The 20,422-nt window shown below is 45.6% G+C and carries 19 protein-coding genes; 15 read left to right on the forward strand and 4 right to left on the reverse strand.

All coding sequences use genetic code 11. The annotated features are described in order from the left end of the window. Complete coding sequence (gene hldE / locus R7070_RS12690) at positions 1 to 1,431, forward strand: bifunctional D-glycero-beta-D-manno-heptose-7-phosphate kinase/D-glycero-beta-D-manno-heptose 1-phosphate adenylyltransferase HldE (RefSeq protein ID WP_017633601.1); 1,431 nt, start codon at positions 1 to 3, stop codon at positions 1,429 to 1,431. Between the two features lie 178 nt (positions 1,432 to 1,609). Here the strand turns inward: hldE and tolC are convergent, their stop codons facing one another. After that, positions 1,610 to 2,938: an outer membrane channel protein TolC gene (gene tolC / locus R7070_RS12695; protein ID WP_005379884.1), complete on the reverse strand. Its 1,329-nt coding sequence runs from the start codon at positions 2,936 to 2,938 to the stop codon at positions 1,610 to 1,612. Between the two features lie 229 nt (positions 2,939 to 3,167). Between tolC and nudF the strand changes: the two genes are divergently transcribed. The 6 genes from nudF (at position 3,168) to parC (ending at position 10,180) form a co-directional block, all read left to right on the forward strand. Then, positions 3,168 to 3,818 (forward strand): ADP-ribose diphosphatase, encoded by a 651-nt coding sequence (gene nudF, locus R7070_RS12700; RefSeq protein WP_017633602.1) that lies wholly within the window; start codon positions 3,168 to 3,170, stop codon positions 3,816 to 3,818. Continuing rightward, entirely contained in the window at positions 3,818 to 4,261 is a 444-nt protein-coding gene (locus tag R7070_RS12705; RefSeq protein WP_017633603.1) for a DUF1249 family protein, read from the forward strand. Before nudF ends, R7070_RS12705 begins: the two co-directional genes overlap by 1 nt. A gap of 61 nt (positions 4,262 to 4,322) precedes the next feature. After that, a complete protein-coding gene (cpdA, locus tag R7070_RS12710; protein WP_213893944.1) occupies positions 4,323 to 5,129 on the forward strand; it encodes a 3',5'-cyclic-AMP phosphodiesterase in 807 nt (268 codons plus the stop codon). Positions 5,130 to 5,176: 47 nt separating this feature from the next. After that, complete coding sequence (yqiA, locus tag R7070_RS12715) at positions 5,177 to 5,761, forward strand: esterase YqiA (RefSeq protein WP_005379875.1); 585 nt, start codon at positions 5,177 to 5,179, stop codon at positions 5,759 to 5,761. A 249-nt stretch (positions 5,762 to 6,010) separates the two neighbouring features. Beyond that, positions 6,011 to 7,891 carry a DNA topoisomerase IV subunit B gene (gene parE / locus R7070_RS12720; RefSeq protein WP_005387417.1) on the forward strand — a complete coding sequence of 627 codons (1,881 nt, stop codon included), beginning with the start codon at positions 6,011 to 6,013 and terminating at the stop codon, positions 7,889 to 7,891. Between the two features lie 3 nt (positions 7,892 to 7,894). Then, complete coding sequence (gene parC, locus R7070_RS12725; RefSeq protein WP_130544765.1) at positions 7,895 to 10,180, forward strand: DNA topoisomerase IV subunit A; 2,286 nt, start codon at positions 7,895 to 7,897, stop codon at positions 10,178 to 10,180. 37 nt (positions 10,181 to 10,217) lie between these two features. Here parC and degS read toward each other — a convergent pair whose 3' ends face one another. The 3 genes from degS to zapG all read right to left on the reverse strand — a co-directional run bounded on the left by degS (position 10,218) and on the right by zapG (position 13,484). Beyond that, positions 10,218 to 11,282 (reverse strand): outer membrane-stress sensor serine endopeptidase DegS, encoded by a 1,065-nt coding sequence (gene degS / locus R7070_RS12730; RefSeq protein ID WP_017633606.1) that lies wholly within the window; start codon positions 11,280 to 11,282, stop codon positions 10,218 to 10,220. A gap of 190 nt (positions 11,283 to 11,472) precedes the next feature. Then, the gene (locus tag R7070_RS12735; protein WP_025768400.1) at positions 11,473 to 12,840 is read right to left on the reverse strand and encodes a Do family serine endopeptidase; all 1,368 of its coding nucleotides are present in this window, start codon (positions 12,838 to 12,840) and stop codon (positions 11,473 to 11,475) included. Between the two features lie 200 nt (positions 12,841 to 13,040). Further along, positions 13,041 to 13,484, reverse strand: a complete 444-nt coding sequence (gene zapG / locus R7070_RS12740; RefSeq protein ID WP_005379861.1) for a Z-ring associated protein ZapG — start codon at positions 13,482 to 13,484, stop codon at positions 13,041 to 13,043. A gap of 195 nt (positions 13,485 to 13,679) precedes the next feature. Between zapG and zapE the strand changes: the two genes are divergently transcribed. The 8 genes from zapE to sspB all read left to right on the forward strand — a co-directional run bounded on the left by zapE (position 13,680) and on the right by sspB (position 20,370). Further along, on the forward strand, positions 13,680 to 14,783 hold the full coding sequence (gene zapE / locus R7070_RS12745; protein WP_137281704.1) for a cell division protein ZapE: 1,104 nt from the start codon (positions 13,680 to 13,682) through the stop codon (positions 14,781 to 14,783). A 251-nt stretch (positions 14,784 to 15,034) separates the two neighbouring features. Further along, complete coding sequence (gene rplM, locus R7070_RS12750) at positions 15,035 to 15,463, forward strand: 50S ribosomal protein L13 (protein ID WP_005372872.1); 429 nt, start codon at positions 15,035 to 15,037, stop codon at positions 15,461 to 15,463. 15 nt (positions 15,464 to 15,478) lie between these two features. Further along, positions 15,479 to 15,871, forward strand: a complete 393-nt coding sequence (gene rpsI / locus R7070_RS12755) for a 30S ribosomal protein S9 (protein ID WP_005372876.1) — start codon at positions 15,479 to 15,481, stop codon at positions 15,869 to 15,871. 674 nt (positions 15,872 to 16,545) lie between these two features. Next, entirely contained in the window at positions 16,546 to 17,136 is a 591-nt protein-coding gene (petA, locus tag R7070_RS12760; RefSeq protein ID WP_005372877.1) for a ubiquinol-cytochrome c reductase iron-sulfur subunit, read from the forward strand. Next, positions 17,136 to 18,401, forward strand: coding sequence for a cytochrome b (locus R7070_RS12765; protein WP_005372880.1), 1,266 nt, complete (start codon positions 17,136 to 17,138; stop codon positions 18,399 to 18,401). The genes petA and R7070_RS12765 overlap by 1 nt, the downstream gene beginning before the upstream one ends. Next, a complete protein-coding gene (locus R7070_RS12770; protein WP_005372881.1) occupies positions 18,398 to 19,135 on the forward strand; it encodes a cytochrome c1 in 738 nt (245 codons plus the stop codon). Before R7070_RS12765 ends, R7070_RS12770 begins: the two co-directional genes overlap by 4 nt. A gap of 96 nt (positions 19,136 to 19,231) precedes the next feature. Continuing rightward, a complete protein-coding gene (sspA, locus tag R7070_RS12775) occupies positions 19,232 to 19,867 on the forward strand; it encodes a stringent starvation protein SspA (RefSeq protein ID WP_005372897.1) in 636 nt (211 codons plus the stop codon). Between the two features lie 17 nt (positions 19,868 to 19,884). Further along, the gene (gene sspB, locus R7070_RS12780) at positions 19,885 to 20,370 is read left to right on the forward strand and encodes a ClpXP protease specificity-enhancing factor (protein ID WP_256900290.1); all 486 of its coding nucleotides are present in this window, start codon (positions 19,885 to 19,887) and stop codon (positions 20,368 to 20,370) included. Positions 20,371 to 20,422: the final 52 nt, after the last annotated feature.

Here is a 20,422-nt window from a genome sequence, read left to right on the forward strand (position 1 = left end):
ATGAAACCAATTCTACCTGATTACAACAGCGCTGGTGTGCTCATCATCGGTGATGTCATGCTAGATCGTTACTGGTATGGCCCAACCGGACGCATTTCTCCTGAAGCGCCGGTTCCTGTTGTAAAAGTAGAAAACAATGAAGAGCGTCCTGGTGGTGCTGCGAACGTTGCGATGAATATCGCATCACTAGGTGGCCATGCTCACATTGTTGGTCTAACTGGGGAAGATGAGCCTGCAAAAGTGCTGACGGAGACGCTGAGCTCACTCAATGTGAAGTGCGATTTCGTTGCACTGCCTGATTACCCAACGATTACGAAGCTTCGCGTAATGAGCCGTGGACAACAGCTTATTCGTCTCGACTTCGAAGACAAGTTTGAAAACACAGATTCTGCGCCAGTGTTATCTCGAATGGATGCCGCACTACCAAACGTTAAAGCCGTGATTATGTCTGACTACGCAAAAGGCTCGTTAGAGCATGTTCAGGCATACATCCAAAAAGCGCGCGCAGCAAATATTCCGGTTTTCATTGACCCGAAAGGTGCGGATTTTGAACGCTACCGTGGCGCAACACTTCTTACGCCAAACATGAAAGAGTTCGAAGACGTTGTAGGTAAAGTGAAATCTGACCAAGAGCTAGTAGAGAAAGCACTGGCTTTGGTTGAAGAGTTTGAATTTGAAGCGCTTTTGGTGACACGCAGCGAAAACGGAATGACCTTGATTCGTCGTGGCCAGGAACCGTTCCACCTTCCAACTCAAGCGAAAGAAGTGTACGACGTGACAGGTGCGGGCGACACGGTTATCTCTGTATTGGCAGCGTCTGTTGCCGCAGGCAAATCATTTGAAGAAGCGTGCGCTTTAGCGAACGCAGCGGCAGGTGTTGTGGTTGGTAAACTAGGCACGTCAACGCTTTCTGAGATTGAATTAGCAGAAGCGGTACATGGCAGCCAAGACACGGATTACGGTGTGATTTCAGAAAAAGCATTGATCGAAGCGGTGAAAAAAGCACGTGCTCGTGGCGAGAAAGTCGTTATGACAAATGGCTGCTTTGATATTCTGCACGCTGGGCATGTGTCTTACTTAAACCATGCTGCTGAACTGGGCGATCGCCTAATCGTTGCGGTAAATACCGATGAGTCAGTAAAACGCCTTAAAGGCCCTGGTCGTCCGGTAAACCCAACCGATCGCCGCATGGCGGTGTTGGCAGGTTTGGGCGCTGTGGATTGGGTTGTACCATTTAGTGAAGATACGCCGCAGCGTTTGATCTCAGAAGTTCTACCAAGCTTGCTAGTAAAAGGCGGTGACTACAAACCAGAAGAGATTGCTGGTGGTAAAGAAGTCATTGCGGCGGGTGGTGAAGTTCGTGTATTGAACTTTGAAGATGGCTGCTCGACCAGTGAAATCATTAATGCAATCAAAGGCGGTAAGGGCTAAGCCTGCTGTTTGTTAGCATTGAAATGCTATTTGCTCATAAAGGTCGCTAAGTGCGGCCTTTTTGATACTTTTAGTTCAGAGGCACTTTTAGGCTCTGAACTACAAGTAATAAAAAACGCCAGCTGATAACTCAACTGGCGTTTTTTATTTATTAAGACCTGAAGTATTCAATTCGCGGTTATTTTGCCGCTTTCAAACCTGCATCAACGTCTAAGATGTCTTGTTCGCTTAGCGTACCAACTGCTTGGCGTAGCTGAAGAACACTTAAAATGTAGTCGTAACGAGCGTTCGATAGGTTTTTGTTCGCATCGTATAGACGACGAGTCGCGTCCAGTACATCAACGATAGTACGAGTACCTACATCAAAGCCAGCTTCTGTTGCTTCTAGTGCAGAGCGTGCAGAAATAACCGCTTGCTCATACGCACGTAATGCGCCGATAGAGGCGTTAATGTTGTTGTTTTGTGCGCGAACATCTTTTACTACGCTACGGTACTGTGCTTCAAGATCTTCGCTTGCTGCCACGTACGCGTATTCAGCTTGTTTGGTTTGAGAGGTTACGTTACCACCTGTGTATAGCGGTACAGCAAGGTTCACACCAATATTGAAGTTGTCTGTCGTGTTGTCACGAGAGCTATGAGAAGTATCACCGTAGTTGTAACCACCGTCTAGAGAGAGCGTTGGTAGGTGGCCAGAGCTTGCTAGTGAAATATTGTCACGCGCAATGTCTTGAAGAATACGTGATGATAGCAAGGTCAGGTTTTTGGTTTTTGCTTCATCAATGAGCGATTCAGCTGGTACGGTCGATGGGCTAGCAGTGAAGCGGCCAGTGTCCAAAATGTTGAGATCTTTGTGCTCTTGGCCTGTAATTTCACGCAGTGACTCGTAGCTATTAGTTAGCGCGTTTTCTGCCAACACTTCGTCCGCTAGCACTTGGTCGTACTGAGCTTGTGCGTCATGCACGTCAGTGATTGCAGACAAACCTACTTCAAAACGCTGTTTAGTTTGCTCAAGTTGACGGCCAACCGCGGCTTTTTCTGCACGTACGAAAACAAGATTATCTTGTGCGCGTAGAACTTCAAAATACGCTTGTGACACGCGAAGAATCAGTGCCTGTTGCGTCGCTGCGTAAGTTGCGTCTGCTTGGCGAGCACTTTTCTCAGCAGTATCTAGAGAGATCCAAGATGCGCGGTTGTAAAGTGCTTGTGAAAAGCTAACGCCAGCGGTTAGCGCGTTGCCATCGTTTGATACGTCACTAATTAGATTTGAATCGTATTCAGTATCACCACGAGTTAAATTGTAACCCGCAGTAAGGTTGATCTGTGGTAATAGAGCACTACGGCTTGAGGTGATTGCTTCGAAAGCTTGGTCACGTTGTGCTGCTACACTGAGCAATTGTGGATCATTTTGTTTTGCCAAGTCGTAGATTTCAGCCAAAGAGTCTGCGAACGCAGACGTACTCATGCTACCTAGCGCTGCACTGATAAATAGTGGAAGCAATTTTTTCATTTTCTATTCCCGCGGTCCATAGATTGGTTAATTCTCAGTAGTTTAACTCAATTTGCACGATATTTACTCTAAAGTTTGCACTTTTTTACACGTAATTATCCACTTGTGCAATAAATTTTTAGCAAAGACTTAAATTAATTTGTAACTATTATACAAAAAGTTGAGCCAAGTCCTTTGAGCAAGCGAATAACAATGAGTAAACTACAGGATTCACTCAGAGAGGTGTTGAATGCAACAGCGTGACAAACAACAACAAGATTTTACTTCGCGAGATGTAAAAGTCATCTCGAAAGAAACCTTATTTGAAGGTTTTTTCAAAATGGTGAAATACCGCTTTCAGCATAGGCTATTTGCTGGTGGTTGGAGTGGAGTTGTCGAACGAGAAATGTTCGAGCGTGGTCACGCAGCAGCGATGCTTCCTTATGATCCAAAGACGGACCAGGTCGTAATCATTGAACAGATTCGTATTGGCGCGTTGGAACATGAACACCCTTGGCAGCTAGAAATTGTCGCCGGTATGATTGACCGCGATGAATCTGCTGAAGCCGTAATTCGTCGAGAGGCTGTCGAAGAAGCGGGGATTCAGGTGGGGCGCGTTGTACCTGTTACGTCCTATTATCCTTCGGCTGGTGGTTGCTCGGAAAAGCTAGACGTCTTTGTTGGTGAAGTGGATGCGTCTAAAGCGCACGGCATTCATGGTTTAGACTATGAGAATGAAGATATCCGCGTTCATGTCATGAGTCGTGAAACGGCGTATCAATGGGTGAAGGACGGAAAATTTGAAAATGGTGCGTCGATTATTGCGTTGCAATGGCTGCAATTACACCATCAAGAGTTAAAGTCAGAATGGGGACTATCCCAAACGGTGGAGAGTGAGTAATGGCACAATTGGCTGAAAAACAACAATATCATGTTGATTTGGCTGGTCTTATGAGAACCTATGAGACCAACTACGCTAAGTTGAACGCCTTATTGCCTGCTTCTGCCGAAGTTGGGGATGTACGTTGCTACCAAGCGGCGAACATGGTTTACCAATTGACCGTGAATGAAATCACAAAATACACCACAGTTGTTGAGATATGTCAGAGTGATGAAACGCCAGTGTTTCCTTTACCGACGATGTCTGTCAGGCTTTATCATGATGCGAGAGTAGCCGAAGTATGCTCAAGCGGAGAGTTCTCTCGCATAAAAGCTAAGTATGATTATCCCAATGACCAACTGATGCAGAAAGATGAAAAGCATCAATTAAACACATTCCTTGGTGAATGGCTGACGTTTTGTTTACGAAGTGGTATCAGTAGAACACCACTTGCCTTCAATTGATCGTCACGTCACTAAAGGAAAATAACAAATATCGATATAGTGGACGAATCAGGTTTTCATTTTGCAATCATCTAGTGACAGCATCAAACTTTTACAAATTACGGATACTCATCTGTTTGCTGCCGATGAGGGAAGTTTGCTAAGCGTAAAAACAGTCGATAGCTTTAATGCTGTTGTTGCTGATGTTTTACGCCGCAACGTGGCGTTTGATTACATTTTGGCGACGGGCGATATTTCCCAAGACCATAGTGCAGAATCTTATCAGCGCTTTGCCAACGGCATTGAACCGCTAGAGAAAGACTGTTTTTGGCTACCTGGTAATCATGATTACAAGCCTAATATGGGCAGTGTTTTGCCTTCGCCACAAATCAAAGCCGCAGAGCATGTATTGCTTGGCGAGTATTGGCAGTTAATTCTTTTAGACTCGCAAGTGGTTGGCGTTCCTCATGGGCGCTTGAGTGATCAGCAATTAATGCTACTCGAAGAAAAGCTAGCCGAACACCCAGAAAGACACACACTTGTTTTGTTGCATCATCACCCGTTACTGGTGGGAAGCGCGTGGCTTGATCAACATACTTTAAAAGATGCCGAAGCGTTTTGGCAGGTTGTCGAGCGTTTTGATAACGTGAAAGGCATTCTCTGTGGCCATGTTCATCAAGATATGAATGTGCTTCACAAGGGCATTCGAGTGATGGCAACACCCTCAACTTGTGTTCAGTTTAAGCCTAACTCGGATGATTTTGCCCTTGATACCACTTCGCCTGGTTGGCGGGAGCTGCAACTACACGCTTGTGGCGATATTACGACCCAAGTAGGTCGGCTTCCTGATGGCCAGTTCCAACCAGACTTCTCTTCTAACGGCTACTAACGCGCCCGAGCTCTCTGTTCGGGCTCGCTTTTTTGTGCGAGATATCTATGAGTAAACCTTCACTTCTTCTCTATATCCATGGCTTTAATAGCTCTCCACTCTCCATGAAAGCGAATGTGATGAGAGCCTACTGCGAGCAACATAGGTCTGATATCAAGGTGATTGTTCCCCAGTTACCTTGTTATCCTCAGCAAGCGGCGAAAATGTTGTTGGATATTATCGAGCAATATAAAGATGACTATAAAATTGGTCTAGTGGGCAGCTCATTAGGCGGTTTTATGTCAACGTGGCTAAATGACAAGTTTGGGTTTAAAGCGGTAGTGGTTAACCCCGCAGTCAAGCCTTATGAGTTGCTAGTAGATTATTTGGGTAAGCAAACTAACCCATATACGCATGAAACCTATACACTTGAAGCTTGTCATATTGACGAGTTAAAAGCTCTTGATGTACAAAGCATCGCGTCGCCACATTCTTTTTGGTTATTGCAACAAACAGAAGATGAGGTTTTAGACTATCGACAAGCGGTAGATAAGTTTGCAGACGCTAAGCAAACAGTAGAACAAGGCGGTGATCACAGTTTTGTAGGCTTTGAGCGTTATCCTGCACAGATTATCGAGTTTCTAGAACTGTAATTCGAAAGCGATTGGAAAAGGCTCATAGTTTTTATTGATATATCCAACCGTTTCTTGACATGGGCGGTATGCTTTCCGACTATGTTTTGCCAAAAGATCTTAAGGGTCGAGGACCCTGGCTACTTTGTTATGCATCATGTTTACAAACTCTTAGTGATGTGAACAGGGTGGCTTTTTCGTTTCCTGAGTATGGGTACGCCCATTGGTGATACTCAGGCAACAAGTAAACTTTGAGAATAATTCCGTATTATGACTGAACAATATAATGCTGGTGCCATTGAAGTACTGAATGGCTTAGAGCCAGTACGTCGCCGACCAGGGATGTATACGGATACAGCGCGCCCAAACCATTTGGGCCAAGAAGTTATCGACAACAGTGTCGATGAAGCGCTAGCCGGACATGCCTCAAAAGTACAAGTCATCCTACATGCTGACCAATCACTCGAAGTGATCGATGATGGTCGAGGCATGCCTGTTGATATCCACCCAGAAGAGAAAGTATCAGGCGTAGAGCTAATTCTATGTAAGCTACATGCGGGTGGTAAGTTCTCTAACAAAAACTACCAATTCTCTGGTGGTTTGCACGGGGTAGGTATATCTGTAGTAAACGCGTTGTCAAAACGCGTTGAAGTAACAGTTCGTCGTGATGGTCAAGTGTATGAAATTGCATTTGAACACGGCGAGAAAGTGTCTGATCTGACCGTAACTGGCACATGTGGTCGTCGTAATCGCGGTACCAGCGTACATTTCTGGCCTGATGCGAAGTACTTCGATTCGGCTAACTTCTCTGTGACGCGCTTAGTCAACAACCTGCGCGCAAAAGCGGTTTTGTGTCCGGGTTTAGAAATCACATTAACCGACAAAGTTAATGGCAAAGACTATAAGTGGTACTACGAAGATGGTTTGAAAGACTATCTTGCGGAAGGTGTAAAAGGCTATCCAGTTATTCCTGAAGAACCATTTACTGGTGAGTTCTTGGCGGATACTGAAGCGGCAAACTGGGCGGTAATTTGGCAGCCAGAAGGCGGTGAGATGATCACCGAAAGCTACGTTAACCTGATCCCAACCGCTCAAGGTGGTACACACGTTAATGGTTTACGCCAAGGCTTGTTGGAAGCGATGCGCGAATTCTGTGAGTTCCGTAATCTATTACCTCGTGGTGTGAAGCTAACGGGTGATGACGTTTTCGACCGCTGTTCTTACGTGCTGTCGGTTAAAATTCAAGATCCACAATTTGCAGGCCAGACCAAGGAACGTCTCTCTTCTCGTCAAACCGCGGCATTTGTCTCTGGCGTTGTAAAAGATGCGTTCAGTCTTTGGTTGAACGAAAAGCCTCAGCTCGCAGAGCAATTGGCAGAAGTCTGTATCGCTAACGCGCATCGTCGTATGCGAGCGGCGAAAAAAGTCGTACGTAAGAAAGTGGCTTCTGGCCCGGCACTGCCAGGTAAGTTGACCGACTGTTCTGCACAGGACTTAAGTCGCACGGAAATCTTCTTTGTGGAGGGTGACTCTGCGGGTGGCTCGGCAAAACAGGCACGTGACCGTGAATTCCAAGCCGTGATGCCACTGCGTGGTAAGATCTTGAACACTTGGGAAGTCTCTGCCGATCAAGTTCTTGCGTCTCAAGAAGTACACGATATCTCCGTTGCTTTGGGTATTGACCCAGATAGCGACAACCTCGAGAGTCTTCGTTACGGTAAGATCTGTATCCTTGCCGATGCGGACTCGGATGGTCTTCACATCGCAACGCTGCTTTGTGCTCTATTTACTCGTCACTTCCGCGCACTAGTGGAAGCGGGTCATATCTATGTGGCGATGCCGCCTCTGTATCGAATCGACTGCGGGAAAGAAGTGTTCTACGCCCTCGATGATGATGAAAAAGATGGCATTTTAGAGCGCTTGTCGAAGAAGAAAGCCAAAATCAACGTGCAACGATTCAAAGGTCTGGGTGAGATGAACCCACTTCAGTTGCGTGAAACCACCATGGATCCGAACACGCGTCGCTTAGTGCAGTTAACCATTGACGACTCTACGGCGACCATGGAAATGATGGACATGCTGCTAGGTAAAAAGCGTGCAGATGACCGTCGTTCTTGGCTACAAAACAACGGCGACTTGGCAGAGGTGTAACGGATGTCTACAGAAATTACCTACGATGGCGTCGAACAATTGCCAATGCGCAAGTTCACTGAAGACGCTTATCTGAACTACTCGATGTACGTAATCATGGACCGCGCCTTGCCATACATTGGTGATGGCTTAAAGCCGGTTCAACGACGCATCATTTATGCGATGTCAGAGCTTGGTCTCTCTGCATCAGCAAAATACAAAAAATCTGCACGTACCGTTGGTGACGTGCTAGGTAAATACCATCCGCACGGTGATTCAGCGTGTTACGAAGCGATGGTATTGATGGCTCAGCCATTCTCTTACCGCTATCCATTAGTGGATGGTCAAGGTAACTGGGGTGCGCCAGATGATCCGAAATCATTTGCGGCAATGCGTTATACCGAAGCAAAACTGTCTAAGTTTGCTGAAGTATTGCTTGGCGAACTTGGCCAGGGAACGGTTGAATGGCAACCTAACTTTGATGGCACAATGAAAGAGCCACAAATGTTGCCAGCACGTCTGCCTCACATCCTGCTCAACGGTGTAACCGGCATTGCCGTTGGTATGGCAACAGACATCCCACCGCACAACGTTCGTGAAATCGCAGATGCGACTATTCATTTGATCGACAACCCGAAAGCAGAACTGCCGGACGTGATGCAGTATGTCAAAGGTCCGGATTACCCAACAGAAGCAGAAATTATCTCGCCGCAAGCGGATATCGAGAAGATTTACCGCAACGGTCGTGGCAGCATCAAAATGCGCGCGGTTTGGCATAAAGAAGGTTCTGATATTGTTATCACTTCTTTGCCTCACCAAGTATCGGGTGCCAAACTGCTTGAGCAAATCGCTAACCAGATGCGTGCGAAGAAGCTGCCAATGGTTGACGATCTTCGCGATGAATCGGATCACGAGAACCCAACGCGTATCGTTGTGGTGCCTAAGTCAAACCGCGTCGATTGTGATTTGTTGATGAACCACTTGTTCGCATCAACGGATCTTGAGCGCAGTTACCGCGTTAACTTGAACATGATTGGTTTGGATAACCGTCCTCAAGTTAAAGGTCTGGTGCAAATTCTGTCTGAGTGGATCGAGTTCCGTCGTACGACTGTGCGTCGTCGTCTACAACACCGCCTAGACAAAGTCATGGCTCGTCTACACATCTTGGAAGGTTTGTTGGTTGCTTACCTCAACCTAGATGAAGTGATTGAGATCATCCGTACTGAAGACGATCCAAAAGCGGTGCTGATGGAACGCTTTGGTATTACCGATATCCAAGCGGATGCAATTTTAGATACCAAACTTCGTCATCTAGCGAAACTAGAAGAGATGAAGATCCGTGGTGAGCAAGACGAGCTAGAGAAAGAGCGTGAGAAGCTAGAACAGCTACTCGGTTCTGAGCGTCGTCTGAATACACTACTGAAAAAAGAAATCAAAGCAGACGCAGAGAAATACGGTGATGACCGTCGCTCTCCAATGGTTGAGCGTGCAGAAGCAAAAGCGCTGACTGAACGTGACCTCGTACCAAGTGAGCCAATCACGGTTGTGCTTTCTGAGAAAGGTTGGATTCGTCACGCGAAAGGCCATGACGTGGATGCCGAAGGCTTAAACTATAAGTCGGGTGATAAGTATTTAGCGCATGCTCGAGGTAAGAGTAATCAGCCTGCGGTATTCCTAGGTAGTGACGGTCGAAGTTACTCTCTGGAATCGCACTCACTGCCTTCTGCTCGTAGTCAAGGTGAGCCGATTACCGGTCGCTTGAATATTACGGCTGGTAGCAGTATTCGCCAAGTCATCATGAGTGAAGAAGATCAGCTGTGGCTGGTGGGTTCAGATGCAGGTTACGGCTTTGTATGTAAAGGCGCGGACTTGCTGTCTAAAAACCGCAGTGGTAAAGCGCTCGTCACTTTACCTGCCAACTCTGAGATCATGACGCCAAAAGAGATTGAAGATTTAGACTCTGATGAAATCTTAGCAATCACTAACCAAGGTCGCATGCTGCTGTTCCCAATCAAAGACTTGCCACAACTGGCGAAAGGTAAAGGGAATAAGATCATCAACATTCCTGCTGCTAAAGCAAAAGAGCGAGAAGAAGTACTATCTCACTTAATGTCTTTACCAAAAGGTGCATCGTTAACGCTGTACGCGGGTAAGCGAAAGTTGGGTCTTAAACCGTCTGACCTTGATAACTTCCGTGGCGAACGTGGTCGCCGAGGTGGGTTATTACCGAGAGGTTTGCAGCGAGTCACTCGCATTGAAGTTGAGCTAGATGATTCCGATACGACGGAAACACTGAGCGATAGCGAGTAACGCACAAATAAAAATCCCAGCCAATGGCTGGGATTTTTTATGCTTCTTGCTTGTCTTCAGCAATGGTGACTTTCAAGGTCATCTCTTTTCCTTTGCGAATAATGCCGACATCCACGGTGGTGCCAGGCCGTAAATCGGTGACGATATCCATAACGCTCTGACGCCCCTGAACCTTATTGCCATCAATACTGATAATGATATCTTGTTTTTGAAAGCCAGCCGCATTGGCAGGACCATTTGGATCAATACCAAGTACGACAATACCACCTATGTGTTCATTTCCAAGTAGGCGAGCAGTGACCGCATTAATGTCTTGGCCGTCGATTCCAATATAACCACGAATCACGCGGCCATCAGCGATGATTTTCTGCATGATCTTACTGGCTAGCGGCGCAGGGATCGCAAAAGAGATCCCGTAAGTTTCTAAATCTGTCGCTTGCTGAAAAGAGGCGGTATTAATGCCGACGAGCTCGCCTTGTGTGTTCACTAGGGCTCCACCAGAGTTACCTTCATTGATGGCGGCATCGGTTTGAATGAATGCTTGACGACCATCGCTAATAGATGAACGACCTGTGGCAGAAATAATGCCGAACGTTGTGGTTTGTCCAAGGTTGTATGGGTTACCGATGGCTAGTACTACATCGCCCACTTGTGGTTTGTAATTAGAGTTCAGAGGGATTACGGGCAAATTCGAACCTTCGACACGCAGCACGGCTATATCAGTACGCTTATCTGTCCCCACGAGCTGAGCCGCTGCGGCTCTGCCGTCTTGTAATGCCACAACAATTTGATCAGCTTGAGCAACCACATGATAGTTAGTAATGATGTAGCCTTTCTCACTAACAATGACCCCTGACCCCAGACCTTGAGTCGAGAGTTTACTGCGATCATTCTCAACATACTTACGACTGTAGATGTTTACTACGGCAGGCGCTGCTCTTCGGACCGCTTGATTAAACGTCAACTCGACTGATGCGATATTAACAGGTTGAGGATCAAGCGCGGCAGGAATTACGTTGTTGCGCAAAGATGGAACCGCCAGTAATACCACTGCGGCAGTAGCCAAGCCTAAAAAGACAGAACGTAATAAAAAGCTGAGCATATCCTCTCCATGCGTGAGCGCCAAAATGGCATCGAAGATGAAGAATAGCATTACATTGAAAAATAACAAAAGGGCAGCACGTCATCGCGCTGCCCTTTTCATTAGTTATTGAGCGATAAGGAAAAGTGATCGAGCCTTATCACTCAGTACTATGCATCGGAAACCTTATTTTCTATCACTTTGAAAGTGGTTAACGAATGACAAGATAAATAGTACGCTCACCACGTTGAATATTAAGAGCCAGTACACCTTTGTGTTTCTCTACGATTGTACGAAGCTCGGCAAGGTTTTTCACTCGTTGACGGTTCACACCGATAATAATGTCACCTTGTTGTAATTGATATTGAGCAGCCGGAGAGTTATCTGCAACGCTCGATACTTTAACACCTTGGATTACATCACTTGGTGTTGTATTGCTTAACTCCGCACCTTTGAGTCCCTCATGTAATGTCTCCGCTTTAGCTTTCATATTCGTAGATTCGCCAAGCGTTACATCAAAGGTTTTATTCTTACCATCTCGAACCACACCTAATGTGATTTCTTTACCTGCGCCCAGTGTTGCCACTTTTGCGCGGAGCTCTGAGAAAGTATTAATCGCTTTGCCGTTCACCGATACAATTACGTCACCGGCTTTTAACCCTGCTTTATCGGCTGCGCTGTCCGGTACGACTTGACCAATAAAGGCCCCTTTACTCGACTCGTAACCCAATGCATCAGCTAGCTCAGAGGTTACTTCGCCACCTTGCACACCCAACATGCCGCGTTTGACTTCACCAAACTCTAGAATTTGATCGGTGAGGTTTTTCATCATGTTTGATGGAATCGCAAAGCCAATACCCACATTACCGCCGTTAGGGCCTAAAATCGCAGTATTAATACCGATCAGCTCACCATTAAGGTTGACCAATGCACCACCAGAGTTACCGCTGTTAATTGCGGCATCGGTTTGGATGAAGTTTTCGAAGTTTTCAACGTTTAAGCCACTACGACCAAGGGCTGAAACAATACCCGAAGTCACAGTTTGACCGAGTCCAAATGGGTTACCAATCGCAACCGTAAAGTCACCGACACGCAGTTTGTCGGAATCCGCGACTTTAATCTGCGTTAAGTTTTTCGCTTTCTCTAATTTAAGTAACGCAACATCGGCCATTTCATCACCGCCAACGAGCGTAGCGTCATACTCGCGCCCGTCAAAGAGGCGAACTCGAATCTCATCTGCGCCCTTGATCACGTGGTAGTTAGTGACAATATGGCCTTTCTTCGCATCAATAATGACACCAGAACCTAAACCTCTGAACGGGCGCTCTCGCCTTTGTTCCATAGGAAAGTCTGGGCCAAAGAAAAATTGAAATTGCTCGGGAATGCGGCTGGTTTGTACTTGTTTACCTTCTACAGCAATACTCACAACAGCTGGGGTCACCTTCTCAAGCATTGGTGCCAAGCTAGGTAACTGTTGGCCATCCACATTCAAAGGTAATGCGGCAGTGGCTTGAACTGGGGCAATAATCGAACCCAAACTCAGAGATAGAACGGTGAGCGCAAGCAGTGGTTTTTTCATCCAATAACTCCTCTTGAAACATGTCTGCCAAAAAGAAATATCCGAACGGTTAGTTCACTTTGTTAATAACTAATATAGGGTCTAGTTCGGACAATCAAAAGGGGAGGCAGTGCACATCCAAGTTAGAGCGAAGGTGAGGTGAAAAAGTTCAAAAAAGGGCCGATACAAATGTATCGGCCCTAGATAGAAGTAAGAGAGGATTATGATGCTTTTGCGGTTACCGCTTCGGGAGCATTAATGATTTCTTTCTCTTGATCCTTCAAAAGACCGGTGGCGCCATTAGCGTAGTCTTTTGGTTGTTCGTTAAACTCTGGTTGATCTTCTGCAATAGTTTCAGACGACATTGCCGTTTTCTTATCAAACGGGTTGTCTTGTTCTGGTAAGTTTGGCAAAAGCTCAGAAGAGGTCTTGGCCATATGTTGGTATAGCTTGGTGTAATCTTTACCTAGGGTGTCCAACATTTCTGCGGTTTGTGCAAAATGATCGACGAGCTCTTGACGTTGTTGCTCTAATTCAAACTTGGCCGCTTCAAGTTCTTTCTGCACAGACTTTTGTTTCTTGTATTCAGGGGTGGTTAGTCTACTAATGACTACGCCTACGATTGTACCGACCAGCAAACCCACAATGGCATAAATCCAAGGCATAACTGCTCCTTATAGTTGTTTTAACAAGTCTTTTACTACTTAGTTACACGCGGTGCTCGTCCATGTTACTATGGCTTGAACAGCCGATAAAGAAAAATAGCAGTATGTCTTCGGGGACTGATAACTACTTCTCTCTATTCTCAAAGTTGACCCCGAGGTAACCCTTTTCTCTATACCTCTATACGACTTAATACGATGACACCACTACAACAATATCAAAAAGACATAGCAGAACACGGGTTTCAGCGTGATGAAGCTCAGTATCAAGCGGTCGTTGCATTAGACAAGCTTTACCATGCTATCGTTGAATTTCAGTCAGCGCCTGTGCCTCAGCTTTCCAAATGGCAAAAGCTAATGGGGAAAAAAATCGACAAGCCTGAACCACCAAAAGGCCTTTACTTTTGGGGTGGGGTAGGTCGCGGTAAAACCTACCTTATGGACGCATTTTTTGATGCTTTACCGACCCAAAGAAAAATGCGCGTCCACTTCCATCGATTTATGTATCGAGTACATGATGAGTTGAAGCTGTTAGGTGATGTCGAAAATCCGCTATCAAAAGTGGCGGATAAATTTAAAGAAGAAGCCGATGTGGTTTGCTTTGATGAATTTTTTGTTTCCGACATTACTGATGCGATGATCCTTGCAACGCTACTTCAAGAAATGTTCAAGCGGCAGATGATCCTAGTCGCGACTTCAAACATTGAGCCGCAGAACTTATATCGTAACGGTTTGCAAAGAGCGCGCTTTTTGCCCGCGATCGATATGATTTTGGCACGTTGTGAAGTGTTGAATGTCGATAGTGGCGTTGATTATCGCTTAAGAACGTTAGAACAGGCTGAAATATACCATTACCCGCTTGATGAGCAGGCTAGCATAAACCTTAACAAATATTATCAGCAGCTGACTGGAGAGCGTCAGTTTGTTGCTCATCAAATCGAAGTTAACCACCGTCAACTAGCGGTGATTGAAGCAAGCGATGGGGTGCTGCATGCGTCGTTTGCTCAGTTGTGTCAAACTGCTCGCAGTCAAAATGACTACATTGAATTGTCTCGTATTTACCACACGGTATTACTGGCAGATGTTCAACAAATGAACCGAAAAATAGATGATGCGGCGAGACGCTTTATCGCGCTGGTCGATGAGTTTTACGAGCGCAATGTTAAGTTGATTATTTCTGCTGAAGTGCCAATGGCCGATTTATATGCTGACGGGCAGTTAGAGTTCGAATTTAAGCGCTGTTTGTCTCGGCTTACTGAGATGCAAAGTCATGAGTATCTCGCGCGTGAACATTTGGCCTAGATCCAATGGGGTCTTAAAAAAGTGAAGAAAAAATTAGTGATTTGGCGCAAAAAAAGGTGATTTTTTCTTCGCTCTTCTCTATAATCCTGCGACCCACCGTTACTGCAGACCTGATTATCGAAGTTATTTCGAAATTGAAGGTCGAGAGTACCAACGACTCGAAGGGGTGATGACTGGGCTCTTAGACAGTGTGGGAGCACTATTGGGTGTTCCTTTAAAGTTTAAAATTTAATTAACGGGTTATTGTTAGCATGAAAACTTTCGTTGCTAAACCAGAAACTGTAAAACGCGACTGGTACGTTGTAGACGCTGAAGGTAAAACTCTTGGCCGTCTAGCAAGTGAAATTGCATCTCGCCTACGTGGCAAACATAAAGCTGAATACACTCCTCACGTTGACACTGGTGATTACATCATCGTTATCAACGCTGAGAAAGTTGCTGTAACTGGTAACAAAGCTAAGAACAAAGTGTACTACCGTCACTCTGAATTCCCAGGTGGTCTAAAATCTATCACTTTTGAAAAGTTGATCGATCGTAAACCTGAGATGGCTCTTGAGCTTGCAGTTAAAGGCATGCTTCCACGTGGTCCTCTAGGCCGTGCTATGTACCGTAAGCTAAAAGTTTACGCGGGCGCTGAGCACAACCATGTTGCTCAACAACCACAAGTACTAGACATCTAATTGGGGATTTCGAAAATGGCAGAGAATCAATACTACGGCACTGGCCGTCGCAAAAGCTCAGCTGCACGTGTTTTCATTAAACCAGGCAGCGGTAACATTGTAGTAAACAAGCGTAACCTTGACGAATACTTCGGTCGTCCAACAGCACGTATGGTTGTACAACAACCTCTAGAGCTAGTTGAACTAACTGAAAAGCTAGACCTTTACGTAACAGTTAAAGGCGGCGGTATTTCTGGTCAAGCTGGTGCTATCCGTCACGGTATCACTCGCGCGCTTATGGAATACGATGAGTCTCTACGTCCTGCTCTACGCGCAGCTGGCTACGTTACTCGTGACGCTCGTTGCGTTGAACGTAAGAAAGTTGGTCTACGTAAAGCACGTCGTCGTCCACAGTTCTCTAAGCGTTAATTTCCTCTTATCGGGAATTATGCTTTTCAGAGTTACTCTGGAAACTGTGTACCAAAAGCTCGGCTCTATGCCGGGCTTTTTTGTATTTAAAGCAACGAACAGCCTTCACTTATCATCACACTCCGAGCAGGCCTTCTTATTCGTCCTCTTCGTCGAAAGGTTGCCAGTGCCGTTTTATATGTGTGCCTTATTTAATCGCGACTCACCACGCTTTCTCTTGCGATGCAGCATAGATGTATTCATCAGCAGGAATGTCTTTGTATCTTATTCTTCCTGTAACATGTTTTAAAATGACTTACGTTCCTTTTTGAGCATTCTGCGTGCTACAAAATTGAAAATATAAACACAGTAAGCTGAACGCGTAATACGAAATATTTCTCTGTGTAATTAACTGAAAACTACCAAGATAAAAGGTTTTATCCGCTTTCAGCGGGGCTTCTATGTGGTGCTTTCTTGTTACAAATCACATCAATTTTTTATAATTCTGCCGCTTTTGTGACGACGCGAGCGATTTGCCTCACAAATGTTACAAAAAGGTAGCTTTATCTTGTCAAAAAGTAGGGTTTTCTTTATCATTTCCCTCCAATAAATAGAACTAAATTCATTATTTGTTAGCCATGCTCTTATAAGCGGAATAATAACGATCCAAAGGGAGCAAATGGGAGAATGTTTGGATGAGCAACGCGCCTTTAAATAACGGTCGCAGGCGTTTTCTAACCGCTACAACGGCAGTTGTTGGTGGGTTAGGGGCAGTCGCCGTCGCCGTGCCTTTTATCAAATCATGGAATCCGAGTGCTAAAGCCAAAGCGGCGGGCGCACCGGTGGAAGTGGATATAAGTAAAATTGAACCAGGTCAGCTGGTTCGTGTTGAGTGGCAGGGAAAACCTGTATGGATTGTTCGCCGCACTCAAAGCGTTCTGGATAACTTAAAATCGATCGGTGATAAGCTTCGCGATCCACAATCTGAAATGGAGCAGCAGCCTGAGTACGCTCAGAATGAGTTTCGTTCGATTAAGGAAGAGTTTTTCGTCGCAGTTGGTTTCTGTACCCACTTAGGTTGTTCACCAACCTATCTACCTGACTCTTTCTCAGAGCAGGTGCAGGGCGTAAGATCTGGCTTCTTCTGTCCTTGTCATGGTTCTAAGTTCGACATGGCTGGTCGAGTGTTCCAAGGAGTACCTGCTCCGTTGAACCTTGTCGTTCCTAAGCACATGTATTTGAGCGATACCAAGCTCATTGTGGGTGTTGATGAGGGAGATGCATAATGCAAGCAATGTTAGATTGGGTTGAAAAGCGTATTCCTGCAATGAATGCTTATAAAAAGCATTTGTCTGAATACCCAATGCCTAAGAACTTCAACTTTTGGTACCTTTTCGGTTCTCTGGCGATGCTGGTTCTTGTTAACCAAATCCTAACGGGTATTTGGCTAACGATGAACTATGTTCCTTCAGGTGACGGTGCATTTGCGTCTATCGAATACATTATGCGTGATGTAGAGTACGGTTGGCTTCTGCGTTACATGCATTCCACTGGCGCGTCAGCGTTTTTCGTTGTTGTGTATCTTCACATGTTCCGTGGTTTGATCTACGGTTCATACCAAAAACCTCGTGAACTATTGTGGATCTTCGGTATGTTGATCTTCCTTGTTCTCATGGCTGAAGCGTTCATGGGTTACCTACTTCCATGGGGTCAGATGTCATACTGGGGTGCGCAGGTAATCATTTCCCTGTTTGGTGCTATTCCTGTTATCGGTGATGACCTAACGCTTTGGATTCGTGGTGACTACATCATCTCTGGTGCAACGCTAAACCGTTTCTTCGCACTACACGTTATTGCCCTGCCTATCGTTTTGCTTCTTCTTGTTGTTTTGCACGTATTGGCGCTGCACGAAGTAGGCTCAAACAACCCGGATGGTATCGAAACTAAGCTGCCAAAAGGCTCAATGGGCGACGATTACAAAACGCAATTCAAGTTCCACGATTACTACACGAAGAAATATGACATCATTGATTCGATTCCTTTCCATCCGTACGGCACGGTTAAGGACTTGGTTGGTGTCGCTGGTTTCTTGTTCTTCTTCTGTTACGTGCTGTTCTTTAACCCAGAGATGGGTGGGTACTTCCTTGAGCCGCCTAACTTTGAAGCTGCAAACCCACTGAAGACACCAGAGCATATTGCTCCGGTATGGTACTTCACGCCGTTCTACGCAATCTTACGCGCGGTTCCAGACAAACTATTAGGTGTTATCCTAATGGGCGCGTCAATTGCAGTGCTGTTTGTTCTACCTTGGTTGGATCGTTGTAAAGTTCGTTCATACCGTTACCGTAGCAAACTTCATCTATTGAATATTGTACAGTTCACTATCGCCTTTATCGCTCTGGGTATTTTAGGTGCGTTACCTGCGACACCAACGTACACACTACTATCTCAGATCTTTAGCTTGTGTTACTTCATGTTCTTTGTGTTGCTGTTCTTCTACAGCAAAAATGAAGCAACCAAACCATTACCAGAGAGGGTGACATTCAAATGAAGAAGTGGATTGTAATTCTATTTGCTATGTTGCCATCACTAGCGATGGCAGCTGGGGCCAATGTTCCGCTGGATAAAGCGAATGTTGACCTTACGGATAAAGCTTCGCTACAAAACGGCGCGAAGTTGTTCATGAACTACTGTTTTGCTTGTCACTCTACGCAATACCAGCGTTACGAGCGTGTAGCAACAGACTTGGAAATTCCAACAGACTTAATGAAAGAAAACCTGATTTTCAATCCTGAAGCGAAAATCGGTGATCTAATGGTCAATGCTATGCCACCGAAGCAAGCGGCAAACTGGTTTGGTGCTCCACCACCAGATCTTACGTTGGTTGCACGAGTTCGTGGTGCTGATTGGTTATACACTTACTTACGCTCTTTCTATGTTGATCCATCTCGTCCATTCGGCGTGAACAACATCGTCTTCCCGAGTGTTGGTATGCCGCATGTGCTTGAAGAGCTACAGGGCATCCCGACGCCTATTTACGATACGAAAATCGTAGATGGCGAAGAAGTACAAGTTGTTGTTGGTACTGAAACCGATGGCACGGGTGAGCTGAGTGAAGGCGAATATGACAAAGCGGTTGGCGATCTCGTTAACTTCTTAGTTTATTCAGGTGACCCAGTGCAGCTTGAGCGTCACGCTCTAGGCTGGTGGGTAATGGGCTTCTTAGTGCTTCTAACCATCGTTGTCGTGATGCTCAAGAAAGAGTATTGGCGCGATGTGCATTAATTGTGCTAAAATACCGTGCTAATTCCCAATTTTAATTGATGTACAATGGAGGCTTAGCCTCCATTGTTTTTATTTGTAAGTGTACTGGAGGGCTCCATGGCTGTAGCTGCCAATAAACGTTCTGTGATGACTCTTTTCTCAAGTGCATCAGATTTGTATAGCCATCAGGTTCGCATTGTACTAGCTGAAAAAGGTGTAAGTGTTGAAGTTGAGCTTGTTGACGAAGCAAACCTTCCTGCTGAGCTTGTTGAGCTAAACCCATATAAATCAGTGCCAACTCTTGTTGACCGTGAGCTAGCTCTTTACGATTCAAAAATCATCATGGAGTACTTGGACGAGCGTTTCCCTCATCCACCTCTAATGCCGGTTTACCCTGTTGCTCGTGGCAACAGCCGCTTGATGATGTACCGTATCGAACGCAACTGGTATTCACTCGCTGAAAAAGTGATGAAAGGTAATGCGGAAGAATCAGAAAAAGCACGCACAAAGCTGCGTAATGATCTTCTGACGTTAGCGCCAATTTTTGCTGAATATGAGTACTTCATGAGCGAAGAATTCAGCTTGATCGATTGTTACCTAGCTCCACTATTGTGGCGTTTGCCTCAACTTGGTATCGATCTTGTTGGCCCTGGTTCAAAAGAAATCAAGGTATACATGAACCGCGTATTTGAACGTGATTCGTTCCTTGCTTCTTTGACTGAAGCTGAACGTGAAATGCGCCTAGTTCGCTAAGCGATTTAAAACACGTTATGGATATTGCAAAAATGACTGCTCGCCGCCCGTATATGCTTCGCGCATTTTACGACTGGTTAGTAGACAATGACTTGACTCCTCACTTGGTTGTGGATGCAACAATGCCAGGGGTGCGTGTCCCGGTTGAATTTATTCAAGATGGTCAAATTATTTTGAATATTGCGCCACGTGCAGTGGGTAATCTTGAGTTAGGTAATGATGCGATTACCTTCCATGCTCGCTTTAGCGGTCGTCCGCACTCAGTGATCGTGCCTGTGTATGCTGTTCAAGCTATTTATGCACGTGAGAATGGTGCTGGTACTATGTTTGAACCAGAAGAAGCGTACACTCACATCGAAGAAGAAGCGATGACCGAGGAAGAATCATCCCCATCGTTCACAACGGTTAGTGATGAGCCTTCTGAGTTAGTTTCTGATTCAGATGCCGAAGCGGACGATGCTCCTCGACCAAAAGGCAAACCAAGCTTAAGAGTGATTAAATAATAAAAAAGCAGCGTAACGCTGCTTTTTTCTTTTTAACTTGTTGAAGATGATT

The sequence above is a fragment of the Vibrio sp. 1557 genome (assembly GCF_033340175.1).
In the GTDB taxonomy this organism is placed as follows: domain Bacteria; phylum Pseudomonadota; class Gammaproteobacteria; order Enterobacterales; family Vibrionaceae; genus Vibrio; species Vibrio alginolyticus.